The organism is Arthrobacter sp. MYb214 (assembly GCF_002979865.1).
Lineage (GTDB): Bacteria > Actinomycetota > Actinomycetes > Actinomycetales > Micrococcaceae > Glutamicibacter.
In genome coordinates this window covers 160,794-181,951 of sequence record NZ_PCPZ01000006.1, presented here as the reverse complement: position 1 = coordinate 181,951, position 21,158 = coordinate 160,794, and the positions used below count along the sequence as shown (strand labels likewise).

The following is a 21,158-nucleotide window of genomic DNA, read 5'->3' as shown; positions in this document are numbered from 1 at the left end:
GATGATACGTTCTGCCTGCAAGCCTAGGACTTATAAAGCCTAGCCGGTACCCCGCGACTCGCCTGCACTTGCATCGTTATCGGTTTGAAACCGCTGTTCTGTCCGCGCTGAGCATAGCTGCACCCGCATAGCACGGCAGTGGGATTGAATAGGGGTATGACTCCAGAATCGTTGACCGCCAATGCACCGCGTGCCGCAAAGCTGCCCACCACCCGCAGCTTCCACGGCGATGACTTCATCGACAACTACGAGTGGCTGCGGGAGAAAGCCAACCCGGATGTCATCGCGCATCTGACCGCAGAAAACGAGTACACCGACACCATTACCGCTAGCCAGCAGCCGCTGCGCGATGCCTTGTTCAGCGAGATCAAGGCACGCACCGTTGAAACCGACTTGTCGGTTCCAGTGCGACGCCGCGGCTGGTGGTACTTCACCCGTTCGGCCGAAGGCAAGCCCTACACCATCCAGTGCCGCGTCAAGGCATCGGACACCGGGGACCTTGTTGCCGACTGGACTCCCCCGGTCATCGACGCGGAAACTGCATTGCCTGCCGAAGAGGTGCTGCTTGATGGCAACGCCTTAGCCGAAGGGCAGCCGTTCTTCTCGCTCGGCGGCATGGCGTTGAATGAAGCAGGCAACTTGCTTGCCTACTGTGTCGATAATGCGGGCGATGAGCGATTCACCCTTTTCATCAAGGACCTGGACACCGGCCTGCTGCTGAGCGACACCATTGAAGGAGTGTTCTACGGCCTGGCCTTCTCCCCCGATTCTTCAACTGTCTTCTACACGGTGGTTGACGAAACCTGGCGGCCACACCAGATTCGCGCTCACCTGCTGGGGACCCTCCCAACGCAGGACAAGATCATTTTCGAGGAAAATGATCCTGGCATGTGGCTCGGCTTCGATCTGAGCCCGGACCGCAACACCCTGATGATCTCCAGCGGCAACTCCGAATACGCTGAAACCAGCATGCTGGATCTGGCCGAGCCTTCGGCTGCCGTGACCTTGCTGGTGCCGCGCTCCTTGCGCCTGCTGCACGGAATCGACCTGATGCCGGGCGCCGGCCAGGCCTTGATCACCCACGATCACCAGGCACCGAACAACATGGTGTCGCTGGCATCCCTGGACCAGCTGGGCGAAAACGCCGACCCGGCGCACTGGCAGACCGTGGTGGCCCACGAGGACACGGTCAAGATCGAAGGCACCGCGCTGACCGGTTCGCACGTGGTGCTCTCGGTGCGCCGAGATACCTGCGAGCGCATGCAGCTGATCGCCTTGGACGGATTGGGCACCAAAGCCCAGCAGCCGGCCATTGAACCGGATTTCGATGATGAGCTGTTCACTGCCTCGGCGACCTTTGCCGAGCTGGATGCTCCGTTGATCCGCATCGGCTACACCGCAGACTTCACCCCGGCCCGCGTATACGACCTGTGGCTCCAGAACCAGTCGCTGGTGCTGCGCAAGCAGACCCCGGTGAACAACTTCGATCCTGCCAAGTACCTGTCCACCCGCGAGTGGGCCACCGCGGCCGATGGCGCCAAGATCCCCTTGACCATCATGCGCCGTGCCGACCTGGATACCTCGGTTCCCCAGCCGGTGCTGATCTACGGCTACGGTTCCTACGAGGCCTCCATGGATCCTGGTTTCGGCATCCCTCGCTTGAGCGTGCTGGATCGCGGAGTGGTCTTTGTCATTGCCCACGTGCGCGGCGGCGGCGAGCTGGGCCGCAACTGGTACCTGCAAGGCAAGAAGCTGCACAAGAAGAACACCTTCACCGACTTCATTGATTCCACACAGTACCTGCTCGATTCCGGGTGGGCCGATCCGCAGCGCATCGCCGCCCTGGGCGGTTCGGCCGGCGGACTGCTGATGGGCGCTGTCGCGAATATGGCTCCGCAGCTGTATACCGCGATCATCGCCCAGGTGCCGTTCGTCGATGCCTTGACCTCCATCCTGGATCCAGAGCTTCCGCTCTCGGCACTGGAATGGGAAGAATGGGGCAACCCGATCGAGAGCAAGGAGGTCTACGACTACATGAAGTCCTACACTCCCTACGAAAACGTCACAGCACAGGATTACCCGAAGATCGCTGCGGTCACCTCGCTCAATGACACCCGTGTACTGTATGTGGAGCCAGCCAAATGGGTGGCCAAGCTGCGGGAAGTCGGTACCGGACAGGCCCCGATTGTGCTGAAGACCGAAATGGATGGCGGTCACGGCGGCGCTTCGGGACGTTACGAGTCCTGGAAGGCCCGCGCGTGGGACTACGCCTTCGCCTTGGACGCCCTGGGATGCACCGACGAAATCTAAGTAGCAAAGGAACGGCGGCCATGCACCACATCAAGATCAGCGACTACCGCAACGACCCTGCGATTCGCCGCTTGCTGGTGCTGGCCGCCGAACCTGCCAACGAGCAGGCGCTCGAAGCGCTGCTCGATGAATGCGAAGGCCTTGAGGTGCTTGCCATCGCCACTGCCGCGGGCGATATTGCGGCACTGGCCGCCTACCGGCACAGCGGCAAATACGCGGTGTGCGTTGAATACCTGGCCGTGGAAACATCCCACCAGGGCCGGGGGCTGGGCTCGAGGCTGCTCGCTGAGCTGCGCGACTGCCATGAGAAGAACGTTTGGGCCACCACTGCAGAGGATGCGGTGGGTTTTTACCGCTCGCTGGGTTGCGTTGTTTCGCAGTCTTCTGCCGACCCGCGCTGGCCGGATGCCCGGCGGTACCTGTGCACCTTGCCCTTCTACCCGCTGCTCACCGGCCAGCCAGATGAAGATCCGGAATACGAGGCCGTGGGTGGAGAGCTGATGCGCGGCCTCATAGAGATTGCCGAGCCATCGAAGCAATGGGCCAGGGACTTCCACCGCCTGCACCATCGAATCGCCAGTGTCCTGGGGGCCACCGCGTTGGCCATTGAACACACCGGCTCGACATCCGTTCCGGACCTGCCCGCCAAGCCGATCATCGACATCGTCTTGCTGGTCCCCGACGCGGATCAGGAAGCGTCCTACGTTCCGGCGCTGGAATCCAGCGGCATGCTTCTTTGGCACCGTGAACCTGGCTGGTATGGCCACCGCATGCTCAAGCCCGCTGCCGGTTCGCGGCTCCCCGAGGCCAATATCCATGTCTTCAGTGCAGGAAGCCCCGAGTATCTGCGGCTCGTGCTTTTCCGCGAGCATCTGAAACACCATGAAGCCGACCGTTTGGCATACGCCGCGGTAAAGCGGGAAGCCGCCCGCGCACTGGCTGCAAGCGACGGCGAGAACGGCCTGGTCATGGACTACAACCGGATCAAGGAACCTTTCATCCTTGACGTCCATCAACGAATTTTCACCGCCTGAATCCGCTGCGCTTCATCGCTGAAACAGTACCGCCGATAGGGCCGCATAACTTGACTTAGCTCACATAATGTTATTACCTAATGATCGTTCGGTAAATAATTCGGCGAAGGAAGATGATGAGCGAAACACAGCTAGAGAATTCGGTCCCGCACGCCATTCTCCGCAATGACTACGCCACCCAGTGGATGGGAATCGAAGTCGTCGAGGTCTCCGACGGCCACGCAGTCATCACCATGGCGCTCCGGCAGGAAATGCTCAACGGCTTCGGCATTGGCCACGGCGGAATGATCTTCGCTCTGGCCGACACTGCGTTCGCACTGAGCTGCAATCCGCAGGCAGGCTCCGACGAGACCATCACGGTAGCCTCCGGCGCCGACGTCAACTTCCTCAAGCCAGCCATTCCCGGACGAGTGCTGACTGCCACCGGCAACCGTGTCTCGCAGCAAGGCCGCAGCGGGATCTACGACATCAAGGTGACCCAGCCAGCGGCCGACGGCTCAATTGAAACCGTCGCAGAGTTCCGCGGACGATCGCGCACCGTCCCGAAACCGAAGAACCGCTAAGCACCCTGCCCACTCGACACGAAAGTTTCAGCATGTCCCAGAACACCGACCGCGACAGCCTTCCGAATCCGCTTGATCCAGAAGAAACCATGAGCCGTGAGCAGATCGAAGCGATCCAGCTGACCCGCTTGAAGGAAACTCTGCACCATGCCTACAACAACGTGCCGTACTACAAGGCAAAGTACGATGCCGCTGGCGTGCACCCTGATGACCTGAAGGAACTGAGCGACCTCGCCAAGTTCCCCTTCACCGACAAGGAAGATCTGCGCAAGAACTACCCTTTCGGCATGTTCGCCGTCCCGCAGCATGCAGTCGCCCGCATCCATGCCTCCTCGGGTACCACTGGCCAGCCCACCGTGGTTGGCTACACCAAGAAGGACCTGGAGGACTGGGCCAAGCTCGGCGCCCGCTGCCTGCGCCTGGCCGGAGTCAAGCCAGGCTGGAAGGTCCACAACGCCTACGGCTACGGCCTGTTCACCGGCGGCCTGGGTGCGCATGCCGCCGCCGAGCACCTCGGAGCGACGGTCATCCCCATGTCCGGAGGCCAGACCGACAAGCAGATCTCGCTGATCCAGGACTTCGAGCCTGATGCGATCCTGTGCACGCCGACCTACCTGTTGACCATTGGCGATGCCATGCAGCGCAAGGGCCTTGATCCGCGGTCCACCTCGCTGAAGGTGGCCGTCCTCGGTGCCGAACCATGGACCGAAGAGATGCGCCACGAGCTGGAAGAGATGTTCAACATCACCGCCTGCGACATCTACGGCCTCTCCGAGGTCATGGGCCCCGGGGTGGCCGGCGAATCCGGAGAACGCAAGGATGGCAGCCACATCTGGGAAGACCACTTCCGCCCGGAAATCATTGATGCCTTCGACGAAACCAAGGTGCTGCCCGATGGCGAGCACGGTGAATTGGTCTTCACCTCGCTGACCAAGCAGGCCCTGCCGATCATCCGCTATCGCACCCACGATTTGACCCGCCTGATGCCTGGCACCAGCCGACCGGGCCACCGCCGCATGGGCCGCATCACCGGACGCAGCGATGACATGATCATCCTGCGCGGCGTGAACCTGTTCCCAAGCCAGATCGAGGAATTGATCCTGAAGGTGCCGACCCTGTCGCCGCACTTCCAGCTGATCCTGACCCGTCCGGATCGCATGGACCAGCTGGCGGTGAAGGTGGAGCGCCGCGGCGAGGCGTCCATCGAAGATGCCACCAACGGCGCCAAGGAACTGGCCAAGCTGATCAAGATCCATGTCGGTTCTTCCTGCGCCATCGACGTTGTCGAACCGGAATCCCTGGAACGCTCCATGGGCAAGCTCAAGCGCATCTACGACATGCGCGCTAACTAGCCTCCGCCGGGACATGGGATAATCAACTAATCATGGAAACTACCGATACTGCCAACCGTCCGGCCAAGCGTGGCCGCCCTGGTTACGATCAAGAAACCGTTTTGCGCATTGCTGTCGAGGCATTCAACGAATACGGCTACGACGCGACCTCCATGGGCAAGCTCGCCGACCGACTGGGTATCAGCAAATCCGCGATTTACCACCATGTCCCGTCGAAAGAGGACCTGCTGCGCCTAGCGTTGGATGAGGCGCTGATTCCCCTGGAGGCGGTGATCGCCGAGGTCCGCTCGCATGAGGGCACCGCGGATGAGCGTCTGGAATTCTTCCTGCGCGCAACCTTCAGGATCCTGCTGGCCAAGCGTTCCTACGTGACCTTGTTGTTGCGTCTGCGTGGCAACACTGATCTGGAACGCCAGGCGCTGGAACGCCGCCGCGCAATGGACCGCCAGCTGGCAGAATTGGTGACTGCCGCGCAGTCGGATGGCAAGTTGCGTGCCGACTTGGAACCTCGGGCCACCGCCAGGCTGCTTTTCGGCTTGATCAACTCAGTGGTGGACTGGTACCGCGCTGACGGGCCGATCGACGGACCCGAGTTGGAGGACCAGGCTGTTTCGCTGCTCTTCAACGGCCTGCATACCGGCGGCGCCTGATTCCAAGTCCGGGCTCCCCATATCGGCTCCCGCCTTCCAGTCGGGAGCCGATGTCGCTAACCGGGCTGGGCGTCCGCTGCAATGTGGCGCAGCCAACCTTGTAATCTTGCCGTCCTCACAGAAATCACCGTTAGCATCGAAGGGGTGCTTTAGCACCTGTCATTCTCGATCAACCAAGTGAAGAGCGCTGTGGATTCCATCTTAGAAACCCTTTTCATGGCTACCGCCGACAGCAGTAGTTCCTTTGTCCAGATTTTGCTCTCGGCTGCGAGCATGCTGCTCGTCTTCGTCTCCGCCGCACTGCTGGCGCACCGCAACGACCTGGGTTGGTGGACCCTGATCCTGGGTGTCTTCGTAGGCCCGGTCATTTCTTCGATGCAGTTCGACCTGCTGGGCCTGATCGACGCCGTTCCGCTGCTGCTGATTGCAATCTTCGGCCTCTGGCGCTTCTCCCGCTACGAGCTCAAGGGAAAGTTCACCCGCATGGTCACGAGCACCGCGGTGACAGTGTGGTCCGCGCTCGGCCTGCTCGTGGGCCTGATCCTGCTGGTCGCCTTGCGCTTCGGCCCGTTCCTCTTCAATGGCGGCTTCATGAGTGCAACCCCGGAAATCTGGGTGCTGTACTTCGCTGATGCGGCCATCTTCGCATCGTTCGTCATGGTTGCCCGCGGTGTGCGAGCTGGCTGGCTGGTGCTGGCCGTGGCCGCCGTTGCCGATCTGGTCGTCTACTTCCTGATCTCCCCAATGCTGGGCATGCTGGGCCTGTTCGTCTTCATCGCCTTGGCGGCACTGTACGGCTTCTTCCTCTGGCGCAACCTGCCAGCCGCCGGCCAGGCCGGTCAAGGCATTGCAGAGCTCTCCGAGGCCGAGCTGGCACTGGATGCCGCCAAGGAAGCTACCTTGGCGAAGCTGAACAAGCAGCACGGAAGCAACGGCGCTTCCTAGGCTTCGCGAAAATGGCGTTGGACCACGATTTCCTCATCGTGGCCCAACGCCATTTCTTGTTTCCCGCGAAGGGGTCAGCCGGACTTAGCCGTTCCAGTTGGCATAGGTCGAGTCGGTCTTTTCAACCAAGGTCAGCACGTCGTAGGTGGCGACCAGTTCATCGTTCTGGTTGTGCAGCACCGCATCCCAAGCAACCTCGCCGTATTCGTCGGTGACGCGCGGGGTGATTTTCTTGGCCGTCAGGGTGACGCGAATCGAGTCGCCGGCAGCTACAGGGGTGATGAATCGCAGTGATTCAAGGCCGTAGTTAGCCAAGACGGGTCCCGGAGCGGGCTCCACGAACAGTCCCGCGGCCCAGGAAACCAGCAAGTAGCCGTGGGCCACGATTCCCGGGAAGAACGGGTTGGCTTCGGCGGCGGCCTGATCGGTGTGCGCATAGAAGGTATCGCCGGTTTCGTGAGCGAATTCGGTGATCTTCTCCAAGCTGACTTCACGCAGATCCGAGACGAAACCGTCACCGATCTTCAGCTCAGCCAGCGACTTGCGGAACGGGTGGACGTTCTGCGGCTTACCGCCAAACTGCTGGCTGCCAGCGAGGGACTGCTGGGCACCGGTGTGCCAGACGCCGCTCAGCGCGGTGATCATGTTGGGTGAGCCCTGCACCGCGGTGCGCTGCATGTGGTGCTTGACCGAACGGATGCCGCCCAGTTCTTCGCCGCCTCCGGCCCGGCCTGGACCGCCATGGACCAGATGCGGAACCGGAGAGCCGTGGCCGGTGGTGGATCGTGCGGTTTCGCGGTTCAGGATGTGCACGCGCCCGTGGTGCGCGGCAATGCCCAACGACAGGGCGCGCATGGCTTCGGCGTCATTGGTGCACACGGTTGCGACCAGCGAGCCGGCGCCCATGGCAGCCAGTTCCACGGCCTCGTCAACGCTGCTGTAGCCGATGACGGAACTGACAGGGCCGAAGGCTTCGCGCGAGTGCACCATCGGGTTGCGCGCGTCGTTCCAGCGAAGGACCACTGGGGACATGAAGGCTCCGCCTTCTGCCACGGCGTCCTTTTCGGGAGCGACACGTACCGCAGGGGCATCCAGGCGGCCGTAGGCCAGCTCGCCGCCGGCAGCGATCATGTCCTCGACGGCCCCGCGCACATCGGCCAGCTGTTCCAGCGAAGCCAGGGCACCCATGGTGACGCCCTCAACTCGAGGATCGCCGATGACCACCCGTTCATCGATGCGCTTGCCAACGGCCGAAATGACCGCATCCACCTGTGCTGCAGGCACGATGTTGCGACGGATGGCGGTGCATTTCTGGCCGGCCTTCGACGTCATTTCATTGACGACAACCTTGACGAAAGCGTCGAATTCCGGGGTGCCTTCCACAGCGTCGGGGCCGAGGATGGCTGCATTCAGGGAATCGGTTTCAGCCGCGAAGCGCACGCCTCCGTCGATAACGTTGCGGTGCGACTTGAGCTTGCTTGCGGTGGATGCCGATCCGGTGAAGGCGAACATATCGCGGTAGTCCAGGTGGTCCATGATGTCGCGAGCAGAACCGGAAAGCAGCTGCAGGGAACCCTCTGGAAGGATGCCCGAGTCCAGCATCATGCGCACAGCCGCTTCGGTGAGGTACCCGGTGGGGGTTGCCGGCTTGACGATTGTCGGCACACCGGCGATGAAGGCCGGTGCGAACTTCTCAAGCATCCCCCAGACAGGGAAGTTGAAGGCATTGACCTGGACGACTACGCCGGCCATCGCGGTGTAGATGTGGGTGCCAATGAAGGAACCGTCCTTGCTCAGCGGCTCGGTGGGGCCATCGAGGATCACGTTGGAATTAGGCAGTTCGCGCCGGCCCTTGGAAGAGAAGGTGAACAGCACGCCAATGCCACCGTCGATGTCCACCATCGAGTCGATTTTGGTGGCACCGGTCTTGAAGGAAACCTCGTACAGGTCCTTGCGCCGCTCATTGAGGTACAGCGCTAGTTCCTTGAGCTTGAGCGCCCGCTCATGCAAGGAGAGCTTGGCTAGTTCGCGCTGGCCGGTCTGTCGGCCGTATGCCACGGCGCCAGCAACATCCAAGTTGTCCTTGGTGACGGTGACCAGCACTTCGCCGGTATTGGCGTCGCGGACCTCGGTTCCGCCTTGTGCCGCTGGGCTATGCCAGTTCCCCGCGATGTAGCTGGGTACTACGGTGATCTGTTCTGTCGTCATTGACGCAATTCCTTCCTGAACGGTCGGTCAGTATTACCGTTAACCATAGCAGGAAGGGGTGATCGAGGACACTTGCGCGCCTCGCTGCTTCGCCAGCGCTCTCCTGGCTCCTAGCGTGCCAGCTGGCGCAGGCGCTCCACGGCGTTCTCGCTCATTCCCTGGTCCAGCAAATGCCTCCGCGTGGACCCGAGCCACCTGAGGAAATTCTCCAGTTCGCCAGCTCGGCCATGAATAATTTCCCGCAGTTGCCCTTCACTGCGGTAGCTCTCGTACGGGTGCTTGCGAGGGGAAATGCGATGCCACTCATTGATCCCCCTGACCGCGAGTTCATCATGGAGCAGGATCTGGCCATCCAAGCCAGCCAGCTGAAGCAGCATTGTGGCTATCAATCCCGATCGGTCGCGTCCAGCCGAGCAGTGGACCACCGTGCCCTGATCCGCGGTCGCGAGTCTCTCGAACACCGCCCGCAGGTGGTCGCCGAATTCCTCGCAGACCAGCTGGTACATCCCGGTGTGATTCATGTACGGCACCGCCACCGACTCGAAACGTTCATTGCCTGGCGATTCCAGCGGCAGGTTCACCAGCTCGATCCCTGCGAGGCTTGCCGCGGGCACCGCTGGGTCATGCTCGCGACGGCGGATTTCATCCGGGTTGCGCAGGTCGATGACTCTATTGACGCCAGCAGCGTGCATTTGCTGCCAACCCTCAGCCGTCAGCCACTCATGCCTGCCCATACGGTAGAAGGCTCCGCAGATGTGGCGCGCATTAACGGCTCCGCTCCAGTCCAGGTCCCCGGCTTGCTTGCGGTAGGTAAGGCTGTGGCTCATAAGCCTATTGCAACACATTGCCCGGCTGTTGTATTGTTCTAGTCATTGGCAAATGTCAATCAGTCTATTGAAGGAGGGGTAACAATGATTGCTTACCGCCTGAACAAGCCATTTCCCCCTTCTCCCAAGGACTACTTCCGATGCATTTTCCCGCTGGCCTCGAGGCCGCAAATTCGCCACTGATCGCCGCTGCCTCCACGGATGCCGATCAACAACTGAAATTCAGCAAGCACAAGCCGGTCTGGAACGACTCCGAGACCGGTGATCCGGCAAACGGCCAACGTTATTCGACATGGCCATTTATCGAGAAGGGCTTGCGCGGACCCAAACCGTATCCGCACTGGCTCATCGAAGAGGCCGCAGCCATCGACACCGAGCTGGGCATCTTGAAAACGGGCAAGGAAGGCGATGTCTTCCTGCTGGAACGTGCCACCGAAGATCGCAGCAGCCTTCTGGCAGCAAAGCGCTATCGTTCGCGCGAGCAAATGCAGTTCAGCCGCTCGCAGTCCTATAGCGACGGGCGCTCCGCACGGCGTTCGCGTGATAACCGCGCTATCCGCAACAACTCCACGTACGGCAAGCAGATCGCCGCTCTACAGTGGGCCAATGCCGAATGGAGCTATTTGCTCCGTTGCTACGAGGCGGGCATACCTGTTCCCTACCCTGTGCAAATAGATGGCACCGAAATCCTCATGGAGTTCATTGCCGATCCAGACGATCAGCATGCGGCAGCGCCTCGCCTGCAGCAGCTCTCGCGCTTTGACCCGCGCCTTCCATCGCTATGGGACCAGCTCACCGGAGCATTGGAGAAATTTGCCGGGCTCGGCATCGCCCACGGAGACCTCTCCGCGTACAACATTCTTGTCTCCGGCGAAAGGCTGGTAGTAATCGATGTTCCGCAGTGCGTAGATCTGGCCGGCAACCCGAACGGCTTGGACTTCCTGCACCGTGATTGCGTGAATCTTTGCGATTGGTTCACTTCCAAGGGCTTGCCCAATGACCCCGATGAATTGTTCTCCTCGCTGATGAGCTACCTCTTCTGAGGACAGCCAGAACTGGGCGCGCCCGCGACGAATCCCGATGATTCGCCGCGGGCGCGCGCCTGCGACCAGCTTTCCGCCGCCTACTTCGCCCAGGTAGGCAGGACCTGGCGTCCCCAGGTGGCGTTCGCGACAATGGCAAAGGAGCCGCACCAGGCCAGGAATGCGGTAACCAGGCCCAACCAGCCTCCGAGTTCGTGTATCAGCGTGCTGCCGGTGAAGGCGCCGATAGTCAGGCAGATGAAGGCCGCGGTCAGCATGGTGAACACGGCAACCAGCACGCCATTGGTACGCAGGGCGGCGACCGCCATGTAGGCGGTGAAAATGGTCCACCCCAGAAGGAATGCACCGAGGCCCGCCGGGCCCGCCGCCTGCGCTACCTCCGGGTTGGTTTCCAGCCACCAGAAGGCCATCCAGAATGCGCCATAGGAAGTGAACGCGGTGGCGCCGAAGACATTGCCCTTCGCGAATTCGATGACGCCAGCAATCAGCTGGACCAAGCCACCGTAGAATAGGGCAATCGCCAGGACGGCGGCGCCAGCTTCTGGAATGATCCCGGCGTTGGACAGGCTCAGCGCAAAGGTTGTCAGCGCAAAGGCGCCCAATCCCAGTGCCGCGGGGTCAGCCAGGCCCGGCTTGGCCGGTGCGGCTGGTGAGGCGATTCCAACGGGGTCTTCTCGGGTCAGCAGTGCGGTCATGGCGGATACTCCATCGTGTCAGCGGTCAGTTCAATCCAGGCAAGTGATGCCGATCACTTGCCTTTAGCAGGTATCCTAAATTGATGGTGAGTCGGATCACTACCATCTAAAGGAGGTAGCCGGTGACCACTGATTCTTCGCACGAAATAGCCCTTTTGGACCGCACGCTCAATACTTTGGCGGCACGCACCGGCCTGCCAGTTGCCTTTGGCGGTTTCGCCCGGTCCACGGGTACGAAGCTGACTTGTTTCGCAGGAACCCGTACCGGTTCGCTGCGTGGCCTGGTGGTCAAGCCCGGTGAGGGCCTAGGCGGCTTGGCGCTATCGCGGCGTCAATTGGCTGCCACGGATTCGTACCATGAGACCCCGGAAATCATTCACAGCTATGACCGGGAAATTGGCGGCGAGGGAATACTGGTCTTGCTGGCAGTACCGGTCGTGGTTGACGACCAGGTGCGCGCGCTGATCTATGCCGGACTGCGAAACCGCCGGCAGCTGACCGATGGAATGCTGTCCGCCGCCGCAGCAGAGGCCCGCCGGCTCGCTTGGGAACTATCGGTCCATGAAGAGACCCAGAGGCGCATGGCGGTGCTCAGTGCCTACGAACCGCAGGCCGCGCACCCCTCGGAGATGGCATTGAGCCAAGAAGATTTCAATGCGCTTTACACCGAGCTGCGCGATATTGCGCGGATGGTGCAGGATCCGGAGCTCGCCGCACGGCTCAGCACGGCCGGCACGATGCTGCGCCCAGGGCAGGGGCCAGCGCCGCAGGCAATCGACGGCCCCTCGAACCTTTCGCCGCGTGAGCTGGATGTGCTTTCCCATCTGGCGCTGGGCAAGCGCAACGCCTTGATTGCGACGCATCTGGGATTAGCCGAAAGCACCGTCAAAAGCTATCTGGCCTCAGCCGTGCGAAAGCTGGGTGCCACGAATCGCTTTGATGTGGTGTTGCGCGCTCGCAGCCGGGGCCTGATCCCCTAGATGGCCATTCCGGGGACCCCGGGCCCGGGCTACGGGCGTCGCAACTGGCTTCAGCCGTTTACCAGCTGTAGAAGCCCTGGCCGGTCTTGCGTCCGAGCTTGCCCTGGGCCACCAGGTCCTTGAGGATCTGCGGCGGAGCGAAACGCTCCCCCAGAGTCTCGTGCAAGTACTGGGCAATGCCCAAGCGCACATCCAAACCGACAATGTCGGTGGTCTTCAGCGGGCCGGTAGGGTGCTTGTATCCCAGGACCATCGCGTTATCGATGTCTTCGGCACTGGCTACGCCGTCCTCGACCATGCGCATGGCTTCCAAGGCGATAGCCACGCCCAAGCGGGAAGAAGCGAACCCGGGAGCGTCATTGACCACCACTGCGGTCTTGCCCAGTGCTTGAACCCATCCGCGCGATGCGTCCACCAGGGTCTTATCGGTCTGCTTGCCGATCACGACCTCGATCAGGGTGGAGGCGGGAACCGGGTTGAAGAAGTGCAAGCCCAGGAAGTTCGCGGGACGCTGCAATTCCTTGGCCAAGCCGCTGACCGACAGCGACGAGGTGTTCGAAGCGAGCACCGCCTCGGCGTTCAGCGCCTGCTCCACGGCCTGCAGGGAAGAAACCTTCAGATCCCAGATTTCCGGAACGGCTTCAACCACCAGCTGCGCGCTGGCGAACTGCTCGTAGTCGGTGCTGGTGGAGAAGCGGGCCAAAAGCTCTTCGCGGCTTTCGCTGATCTGGCCACGGGCAATGGACTTGTCCACGGATCCGGCCACGCGCTCATAGGCCGCCTGCGCCGCCTCGTCGTCGCGTTCAACAACGAGAACGGCGCTGCCGCTGGTCAAGAAGGCGTGGGCGATGCCGGCACCCATGCGTCCGCCGCCGAGCACGCCCATCTGCTGCGGCAACGCTCCGGTGGTGAAGCTGGTTTGTGCACTCATGGTTACTTCTTCTTTCGATCTAGGAATGCTTGCATGCGGTCGAATTTGGCTTGGGACTCGAAAAGCATGCCCTGGGCCAAGGTATCGATCACCGGATGGACTTCGCGCGGAGCATGGAAGACGGACTTGGTGATGCGCACCGCCAGCGGATCCTGGGCTGCTATGCGATCTGCCAGTGCATCGGCGGCGGCATCCAGCTCGGCAGCCGGATGCAGTTCGGTCACCAGGTTGGCGGCCAGGCATTGCTCGCCGGTGAGCACCTTGCCAGCCAGCAGGATTTCCTTGGCCAGCGGCTCGCCGACCAGTTCCTTCAGCCGCCAGGTGGCGCCTGCGGCGGCCATGATGCCCAGATTCGTTTCCGGGTTGCCCATGCGCAGCTCGGGGGTGCCGATGCGGAAGTCCGCGGCGTAAGCCAGTTCGGCGCCCCCACCCAGGGCGAAGCCGTCCAATGCCGCAACCACCGGCATCGGCAACTTGGCGATCCTGTCGAAGATGCCCGAGTTGATCCCGGCGAGCGCGTCATCCCGGCGGCGTTCGCGCAACTGGGAAATATCGGCTCCGGAAGCGAAGATGCCCTTGCGCCCCTTGGGATTCGCTTCGCTCGCTGCCTCTGCGGGGGTGCCAGCCATAATCAGGATCTTGGGATTCTTCTCCAGATAATCGCAGATGGTGTGCAGCTCGTCGACCATGGCCTGGTCAATGGCATTGCGGACCGCTGGGCGGTGCAGGCGCACCCAGAGGCGGTCATCGGTTTCCGCCAGCTTGAGGGTGGTGAACCCGCTGTTCAAATCGCCCACTTCTAGACGCCTTCCAGCAAGATCGCGGTGCCTTGGCCCACGCCAACGCACATGGTGGCAATGCCCAGCTTGCGCTGCTCGGAAGCCAGCTCCCGTTCCATGCGGCCCAGCAGGGTGATGACAATGCGGGAACCGCTGGAACCCAGCGGATGGCCCAGCGAGATGGCGCCGCCGTCGCGGTTGACGATTCCTGCATCGACCCCCAGCTCGCGCATGCTGGCCAGGGACTGGCTGGCGAAGGCTTCATTGATTTCCATGGCACCGATCTGGTCAATGCCCAGTCCCGCGCGTTCAAGCACCTTGCGGGTCGCCGGGACCGGTCCCATGCCCATGATTTCTGGTTCCAGGCCCGCGGCCTGCCCGTCGACGATTCGGGCGCGCGGCGCCAGTCCGTACTTCTTGATGGCCCGTTCGGAGACCACGAGGATTGCCGACGCTCCGTCGTTCAGCGTCGACGCATTGCCAGCAGTGACGACGCTTCCTCCCTTGACTACTGGGCGCAGGGCGGAAAGCACATCCATGGTGGTCCCTGGCCGTGGCCCCTCGTCGGTGTCCACGATGCTCTCTGCCTTGCGTCCCTTGACAGTGACCGGAACGATTTCATCGCGGAAATGCCCGGCCTCGATGGCGGCAATGGCCTTGGCGTGGGATTCGACGGCGAACTGGTCGCAATCCTCACGCGAGATGTTGTAGACGCGGGCGACTTCCTCGGCGGTTTCCGGCATCGAGAAGGTGGCTTTGCCATCGCGCGAGTACTGGCCGGAGAGGAATTGCGGGTTGGTGAAGCGCCAGCCGATGGAGGTGTCGAAGGTTGCTCCCGGCTTGGCGAAGGCCTTGGAAGGCTTTTCCATGACCCAAGGTGCCCGCGACATGGATTCGGTGCCGCCGGCGATCACGATGTCCGCGGCGCCGGCCTTGATCATGTGGCTGGCCATAGTGATGGCGCTCATGCCCGAGGCGCAGAGGCGGTTGACCGTGATGCCCGGGACGGTCACGGGCAGGCCGGCCAGCAGCGCAGCCATGCGGGCAACATTGCGGTTCTCTTCGCCCGCGCCGTTGGCGTTTCCGTAGATGACTTCATCAACGTCGGCCGGATCGATGCCCGCGTCTTCAATGACTCGGCGAATAGTCAGCGCGGCCAGGTCATCGGGGCGCACAGCACTGAGCGCACCTCCATAACGGCCTACCGGCGTGCGTGCTCCACCTACGAGAAATGCCTCGGTCATCTGTGCTCCTTATGCCAAAATGATTAGTGACCCTCAACACCTAAACTTACCGACCATTCGTTCAATAATAAAGTCGCGGGTCGCCGGATTTTCACAATTGAGCATTTCCAGGCCGCCGGGACCACATGGCCGGGCCACGGGCCAACCCCCGTTCTGTCCGCAATTGCGGGCAATCAATTCCATGTCAGTGGTTGATTTTAGAAATTGATTCGAATAGCCTCTGGTATTTAACCGACTCCGGGGAACTCCCGGATCGTGGACCGCGGCCAAGGCGATGAATTCCTATCTGGCCTTAGGGCGATCGGTCGACGGAAAGCTGAAAACAACGGAGCAGCAATGCAACCGGAACATAGCCAGCCAAACGACAACTCGAATGCACATAATTTCGCTCCCGACCTGGACCATGACATCGGGCCGGACATGAACACGCAAGACGGCCGGCAAGAAGTTCGCAAGGCCACTGCGGCATCTGCCATGGGCAACATGACCGAGTGGTTCGACTACGGTGTCTATGCCGTGGCCGTCACCTACATCACCGCCCACTTCTTCCCCACCGAGGGCGGCACCTTCATGGCCTTGGCCACCTTCGCCCTCTCCTTCCTGGTCCGCCCGATTGGCGGCCTGGTCTGGGGCCCGCTGGGCGACAAGCTGGGGCGCAAGAAGATCCTGGCCTTGACCATCATCATGATGTCGCTGGCCACCTTCCTCATCGGCATCCTGCCAACCTTCGAAGCCATTGGCGTCGCCGCGCCAATCCTGCTGGTGCTGCTGCGCATGATCCAGGGCTTCTCCACCGGTGGCGAGTACGGCGGCGCGGCAACCTTCATGGCCGAGTATGCGCCGGATCGCAAACGCGGCTTCTTCGGTTCCTTCTTGGAATTCGGCACCTTGGGCGGTTTCGCCCTCGGCACCGCCGTGATGCTGGGCCTGCAGGTGGTGCTCAGCGAGGAAGCCATGATGGCTTACGGCTGGCGCATCCCATTCTTCCTCGCTTTGCCCATGGGCCTGATCGGCCTGTACCTGCGTAGCAGATTGGAGGACACGCCGGTCTTCCAGGAGATGGAAGAATCCGGCGAAGCCCAGCAGGGCGGGTCGCTCAAGGAACTGGTGTTCACCTACTGGCGCCCCATGCTGACCATGACCGGACTGGTCATTGCGCTGAACGTCGTGAACTACACGTTGCTCAGCTACATGCCGACGTACCTGGAAACCCAGTTGGGGCTGGACCCCAACGCTTCGCTGGCCACCATCCTGATCGGCGAGGTGGCCATGATGGCCGTAATTCCATTTGCGGGCTCGCTTTCGGACAAGGTCGGACGCAAGCCAATGTGGTACGCCTCAGTCATTGGCCTGTTCGTCTTGGCAGTACCGATGTTCTGGCTGATGGGCAAGTCCTTCGCCTGGGCCATTGTCGGCTTCGCCGTGCTGGGTCTGCTCTACATTCCGCAGTTGGCCACGATTACCGCGACGTTCCCGGCGATGTTCCCTTCGCAGGTGCGCTTCGCAGGATTCGCGATTACCTACAACATCGCTACGGCGGTCTTCGGCGGCACCGCCGCGATGGTCAATGAAGCGGCCATCAATGCCACCGGTTTCCTGCTCTTCCCGGCCATCTACATGATGGCAGCGTGCGTGATTGGTGCGATCGCCATCAAGTTCATGCCGGAGACCGCCGGCGCTTCGCTGCGCGGCACCGCGATTCCCGATGCCTTGGACACCGGCATCCTCGCTGCGGTGCAGCGCGATGAAAACCGAACGTCCTGAGCCATCCAGCCGCCAAGGGGGCGCATCAGTTGAGCTGCTCCCCTTGGCGGCTGGCGCATAATCGCTGGCGGCCTAGAAATCAATGCCCGGCCGGGCGTGCTTGCGAGCAAAATGCCATCCGCCCCACAGCAGCAAGGCGAACACCGGAATTGTGGCGATCGTGTACAGCCCCACCGGGAAGACCTCGCCGTTTTCCCCGGTCAAGGTATCGAAAGAAATCAGGACGGTGATAACCAGCAAGGAAATCAATCCGACCCAACCGGTAATGGGCGACCCGGGCATGGGCAGCGAGGAAACAGAGCCCTTTTTCTTGCGCAGCATGAGCTGGCATCCGAAAATCGAGGCCCAGGTGAACAGCACGCCGATGGATGCGGTATTCAAGGCAAGGTCGAAGGCGAAGGAATCTCCGAGCCAGATGTTCAGGATGACGCCGGCAAGATAGACCACGCCCACGGTGATAATGCCGGTCGAGGGAACAAAGTGCTTGTTCATCTTCGCGAGCCACTGCGGAGCATGCCCATTGCCGCTCATGGTGCGCAGGATGCGGCCGATGGAATACAGGCCCGAGTTGCACGAGGACAGCGCAGCGGTAATCACCACCAGGTTCATCGCGCTGCCAACCCAGCCCAGGCCCATCTTCTCGAAGACCGTGACAAACGGGCTGACCCCGGATTCGTATTCGTTCCATGGCAGCACCATGGCCAGCAGGGAGACGCTGCCTACGTAGAAGACCAGGATGCGAACGACCACCGCACGGATTGCCGATGGAACTTCCTTTTCCGGGTTCTCCATCTCGCCGGCGGCAATGCCCACCAGTTCAATGGCGTTATAGGCGAAGATCACCGAGTTCAGGACCAGGATGCTGACGAAGAAACCACGGGGGAACATTCCGCCCTCGCCGTTCTCATCGCCGATGAAGAGGTTGGCCACCGACGCGGTATGGTCTCCCACCTGTGCGTTGGTCACCACCATGTATGTACCCACGGCCAGGAACAGGACGATCGCGGTCACCTTGATGCAAGCTGCCCAGAACTCGAATTCTGCGAAAGCCTTGGCGCTGAAGAGGTTGATGGCCACCAGCAGCAGCAACGCGCAGAACGCGGAAACGGTTACCGGAACATTCGGGAAGAAATACTGGAAGTACAGGCCGATGGCGATCAGCTCGGCAATGCCGGTCATGATCCAATTCAGCACGTACATCCATCCGGAGATGAAGGCGCCCTTGGGGCCGAAGAGCTCAGCCGCATACGAGACGAAGGAACCGGAAGTCTGGCGGTACATGATCAGTTCGCCCAGTGCCCGCATCAGCAGGTAGGCCAATGCGCCAGCTACCAGATAGGACAGCACCAGCGCCGGACCGGTCGAGGCCAGGCGCCCGCCGGAGCCCATGAACAGGCCCACACCGATGGCTCCGCCGATCGCGATCATCTGGACGTGGCGGCGGCTCAGGGATTTCTTGTAGCCCTCGGCACTGATTTCCGGGGTTGCCGGGCGATGCTGACCAGATGGCATAGATGAACTCCTGACCTACGGACGCGTTCAATGAATCCGTGCAAAAATCGTGAAATGAATCCGGTGATTCACTGGATGGTCCAAGCCGTACGGGCGGGGATTCCACGCGCAACCGCGAGTCGGGCCGTGAAAAGTCTACTCCTCCTTTCTTAGAGTTCCGGACGAAACCGACTAGCATTCATAGGGTGAGTAGCCTGAATAATTCCGCATTGCCCGAGAAGGTCTCCGATGTCTTCGATCCAACGCGCTGGCGCGTGGTCGAGGGATTCGACTTCACCGACATCACTTACCATCGCCAGGTCCAGCGAGCGGCGGATGGAAGCATCGTGCGCGACCTTCCGACCGTGCGCATCGCTTTCGACCGCCCCGAGGTGCGCAACGCCTTCCGCCCGCACACCGTGGACGAGCTGTTCCGCGCCATGGATCATGCCCGCATGACCAGCGACGTGGCCACTGTCCTGCTGACCGGCAATGGCCCCTCGGAAAAGGACGGCGGACACGCATTCTGCTCCGGCGGCGACCAGCGCATCCGTGGCCGTGACGGCTACCGCTATGCCGAAGGCGAGACCCGCGAATCCATCGACCCGGCGCGTGCCGGGCGCCTGCACATCCTGGAAGTCCAGCGCCTGATGCGCACCATGCCCAAGGTTGTCCTCTGCGTCGTCAACGGCTGGGCTGCCGGTGGCGGCCATTCGCTGCACGTGGTCTCGGATCTGACCATTGCCTCGAAGCAGAACGGCAAGTTCAAGCAGACCGACGCTACCGTCGGTTCCTTCGATGCCGGATACGGTTCGGCATTGCTCGCCCGCCAGGTCGGGCAGAAGACCGCCCGCGAAATCTTCTTCCTTGCCCGCGAGTACTCGGCCGATGACATGGTCCGCATGGGCGCCGTCAACGAGTCGGTAGAGCACGAACGCCTCGAAGAGGTGGCCCTGGAGTACGCAGCCGACATCGCCCGCCAGTCCCCGCAGGCCATCCGCATGCTGAAGTTCGCTTTCAACTTGGCCGATGACGGCTTGGCCGGCCAGCAGGTCTTCGCTGGCGAAGCCACCCGCATGGCGTACATGACTGATGAGGCAGTAGAAGGACGCGACGCGTTCCTGGGCAAGCGCGACCCGGATTGGTCCAACTACCCTTACTACTTCTAATCTTCCGCGACGGAACGAGGACCGGATATGGACAGACAACTCTCTGAACTGCTCGCAGCCTTGGCCACGGCGGCCAATGACGGGGGGCCGGCCGTTGAGGTATTGCTCGATGAGAGCAACCCCAACGGCTGGCGCATCGAGTACTTGGCACCACAGGACCTGCCAGGTTTCGAGCAGCCCATGGCAGTGGTGCGGACTTCCGGTTCCACCGGCCGGGCCAAGCGCACGGTGCTCAGCGTTTCGGCGTTGGCATCCAGTGCGCAGGCCACGGCCGAGTTCCTCGGCTTCGAAGGCCAGTGGCTGCTGGCCTTGCCGGTGCACTATGTCGCGGGACTGAGCGTGCTGACGCGTTCATTGTTCGCCGGCACCAAGCCCGTGGTGATGGACACCGAGGGCAGCTTCTCGGCCACGGCATTCACCGAAGCCGCCAATCAAATGATCGACTCCCGCCGGATCACCTCGCTGGTTCCAACCCAGCTTGCCCGGCTGCTGGATAACCCGGCGCCGGAAACCTTGCAGGCGCTGAAGCGTTTCGACGCCATCCTCTTGGGCGGCGCGCGAGCCAGCAAGGACCTGCTGGTTAGCGCCCGACACCATGGGCTGAAGATTTTCCAGACCTATGGGTCCTCGGAAACTTCCGGCGGCCTGGTCTACAACGGCACGGCCCTTCCCGGCGTGCAGCTGGCAGCGCATGAGGGGCGCATCTGGGTCGCCGGCCCCATGCTCGCCGACGGATACGCCAACTCCCCCGAAGCCACCGCCGAGCACTTCATTGAACGCGATGGTGTCCGCTGGTACGTCACCGATGACCTGGGCACCGTTGAAAAACAGCGCTTGAAGATCATTGGACGCATCGATGATGTGATCAATACCGGGGGCATCAAGCTTTCGGCATCGAAGATTGAAGGGCTGCTGGAAGAATTCTTCACGCAGGCAATCGTGGTCCCGGTGCCCGATCCGCAATGGGGCCACAGCGTTGGCCTGGCCTATGCGGGCCCGACCAATACCGCCGATGCCTTCGAAGCGGTGCGCCGGACCTTGGGCAAGGAAGCGGTGCCCAAGCACGTGCGCCACTACCCTCTTGGCTTGCCGCAGCTGCCTAATGGCAAGTTCAATCGACAACTGGTCATCGAAGAACTAGGCGTTCGCGACTAGTCTCGATTCGCCTTGCAC

General features: G+C 61.7%; 18 protein-coding genes. 11 read left to right on the top strand and 7 right to left on the bottom strand.

Annotated features, from left to right (window positions below; all coding sequences use genetic code 11):
• The first annotated feature begins 156 nt into the window (after nt 1-156).
• The 6 genes from CQ012_RS14910 to CQ012_RS14885 all read left to right on the top strand — a co-directional run bounded on the left by CQ012_RS14910 (nt 157) and on the right by CQ012_RS14885 (nt 6,854).
• Nucleotides 157-2,310: a S9 family peptidase gene (locus tag CQ012_RS14910; protein WP_105662537.1), complete on the top strand. Its 2,154-nt coding sequence runs from the start codon at nt 157-159 to the stop codon at nt 2,308-2,310.
• A gap of 20 nt (nt 2,311-2,330) precedes the next feature.
• The gene (locus tag CQ012_RS14905; protein ID WP_166650715.1) at nt 2,331-3,344 is read left to right on the top strand and encodes a GNAT family N-acetyltransferase; all 1,014 of its coding nucleotides are present in this window, start codon (nt 2,331-2,333) and stop codon (nt 3,342-3,344) included.
• Nucleotides 3,345-3,460: 116 nt separating this feature from the next.
• Nucleotides 3,461-3,907 carry a hotdog fold thioesterase gene (locus tag CQ012_RS14900; RefSeq protein WP_105656931.1) on the top strand — a complete coding sequence of 149 codons (447 nt, stop codon included), beginning with the start codon at nt 3,461-3,463 and terminating at the stop codon, nt 3,905-3,907.
• 32 nt (nt 3,908-3,939) lie between these two features.
• Nucleotides 3,940-5,259: a phenylacetate--CoA ligase family protein gene (locus CQ012_RS14895; RefSeq protein WP_105656932.1), complete on the top strand. Its 1,320-nt coding sequence runs from the start codon at nt 3,940-3,942 to the stop codon at nt 5,257-5,259.
• Nucleotides 5,260-5,291: 32 nt separating this feature from the next.
• Nucleotides 5,292-5,909, top strand: a complete 618-nt coding sequence (locus tag CQ012_RS14890; RefSeq protein WP_105656933.1) for a TetR/AcrR family transcriptional regulator — start codon at nt 5,292-5,294, stop codon at nt 5,907-5,909.
• Nucleotides 5,910-6,125: 216 nt separating this feature from the next.
• On the top strand, nt 6,126-6,854 hold the full coding sequence (locus CQ012_RS14885) for a nicotinamide mononucleotide transporter (protein WP_133833591.1): 729 nt from the start codon (nt 6,126-6,128) through the stop codon (nt 6,852-6,854).
• A gap of 84 nt (nt 6,855-6,938) precedes the next feature.
• Here the strand turns inward: CQ012_RS14885 and paaZ are convergent, their stop codons facing one another.
• Both paaZ and CQ012_RS14875 read right to left on the bottom strand, forming a co-directional pair.
• On the bottom strand, nt 6,939-9,062 hold the full coding sequence (paaZ, locus tag CQ012_RS14880) for a phenylacetic acid degradation bifunctional protein PaaZ (protein ID WP_105662536.1): 2,124 nt from the start codon (nt 9,060-9,062) through the stop codon (nt 6,939-6,941).
• Nucleotides 9,063-9,172: 110 nt separating this feature from the next.
• On the bottom strand, nt 9,173-9,889 hold the full coding sequence (locus tag CQ012_RS14875; protein WP_181148808.1) for a tyrosine-protein phosphatase: 717 nt from the start codon (nt 9,887-9,889) through the stop codon (nt 9,173-9,175).
• A 140-nt stretch (nt 9,890-10,029) separates the two neighbouring features.
• Between CQ012_RS14875 and CQ012_RS14870 the strand changes: the two genes are divergently transcribed.
• Nucleotides 10,030-10,932 carry a serine protein kinase RIO gene (locus CQ012_RS14870; RefSeq protein ID WP_105656937.1) on the top strand — a complete coding sequence of 301 codons (903 nt, stop codon included), beginning with the start codon at nt 10,030-10,032 and terminating at the stop codon, nt 10,930-10,932.
• A gap of 80 nt (nt 10,933-11,012) precedes the next feature.
• Here the strand turns inward: CQ012_RS14870 and CQ012_RS14865 are convergent, their stop codons facing one another.
• Nucleotides 11,013-11,627, bottom strand: coding sequence for an acetate uptake transporter (locus CQ012_RS14865; RefSeq protein ID WP_105656938.1), 615 nt, complete (start codon nt 11,625-11,627; stop codon nt 11,013-11,015).
• A gap of 122 nt (nt 11,628-11,749) precedes the next feature.
• On the opposite strand from CQ012_RS14865, the gene CQ012_RS14860 reads away from it, so the two are divergent.
• Nucleotides 11,750-12,607: a helix-turn-helix transcriptional regulator gene (locus tag CQ012_RS14860; protein WP_105656939.1), complete on the top strand. Its 858-nt coding sequence runs from the start codon at nt 11,750-11,752 to the stop codon at nt 12,605-12,607.
• A gap of 58 nt (nt 12,608-12,665) precedes the next feature.
• Here the strand turns inward: CQ012_RS14860 and CQ012_RS14855 are convergent, their stop codons facing one another.
• Genes CQ012_RS14855 through CQ012_RS14845 form a run of 3 tightly spaced genes read right to left on the bottom strand, consistent with a single transcriptional unit; the run spans nt 12,666 to nt 15,561 of the window.
• Nucleotides 12,666-13,538, bottom strand: coding sequence for a 3-hydroxyacyl-CoA dehydrogenase family protein (locus CQ012_RS14855; protein WP_105656940.1), 873 nt, complete (start codon nt 13,536-13,538; stop codon nt 12,666-12,668).
• 2 nt (nt 13,539-13,540) lie between these two features.
• Nucleotides 13,541-14,335 (bottom strand): enoyl-CoA hydratase/isomerase family protein, encoded by a 795-nt coding sequence (locus CQ012_RS14850; RefSeq protein ID WP_105656941.1) that lies wholly within the window; start codon nt 14,333-14,335, stop codon nt 13,541-13,543.
• A 2-nt stretch (nt 14,336-14,337) separates the two neighbouring features.
• Nucleotides 14,338-15,561 carry a thiolase family protein gene (locus CQ012_RS14845; protein ID WP_105656942.1) on the bottom strand — a complete coding sequence of 408 codons (1,224 nt, stop codon included), beginning with the start codon at nt 15,559-15,561 and terminating at the stop codon, nt 14,338-14,340.
• 336 nt (nt 15,562-15,897) lie between these two features.
• On the opposite strand from CQ012_RS14845, the gene CQ012_RS14840 reads away from it, so the two are divergent.
• A complete protein-coding gene (locus tag CQ012_RS14840; protein ID WP_105656943.1) occupies nt 15,898-17,325 on the top strand; it encodes an MFS transporter in 1,428 nt (475 codons plus the stop codon).
• A gap of 72 nt (nt 17,326-17,397) precedes the next feature.
• On the opposite strand, the gene CQ012_RS14835 is transcribed toward CQ012_RS14840, so the two are convergent.
• On the bottom strand, nt 17,398-18,837 hold the full coding sequence (locus tag CQ012_RS14835; RefSeq protein WP_105656944.1) for an amino acid permease: 1,440 nt from the start codon (nt 18,835-18,837) through the stop codon (nt 17,398-17,400).
• Nucleotides 18,838-19,022: 185 nt separating this feature from the next.
• On the opposite strand from CQ012_RS14835, the gene CQ012_RS14830 reads away from it, so the two are divergent.
• Nucleotides 19,023-19,985 (top strand): 1,4-dihydroxy-2-naphthoyl-CoA synthase, encoded by a 963-nt coding sequence (locus CQ012_RS14830; RefSeq protein ID WP_181148809.1) that lies wholly within the window; start codon nt 19,023-19,025, stop codon nt 19,983-19,985.
• 27 nt (nt 19,986-20,012) lie between these two features.
• Nucleotides 20,013-21,140 (top strand): AMP-binding protein, encoded by a 1,128-nt coding sequence (locus CQ012_RS14825; protein ID WP_105656945.1) that lies wholly within the window; start codon nt 20,013-20,015, stop codon nt 21,138-21,140.
• Nucleotides 21,141-21,158: the final 18 nt, after the last annotated feature.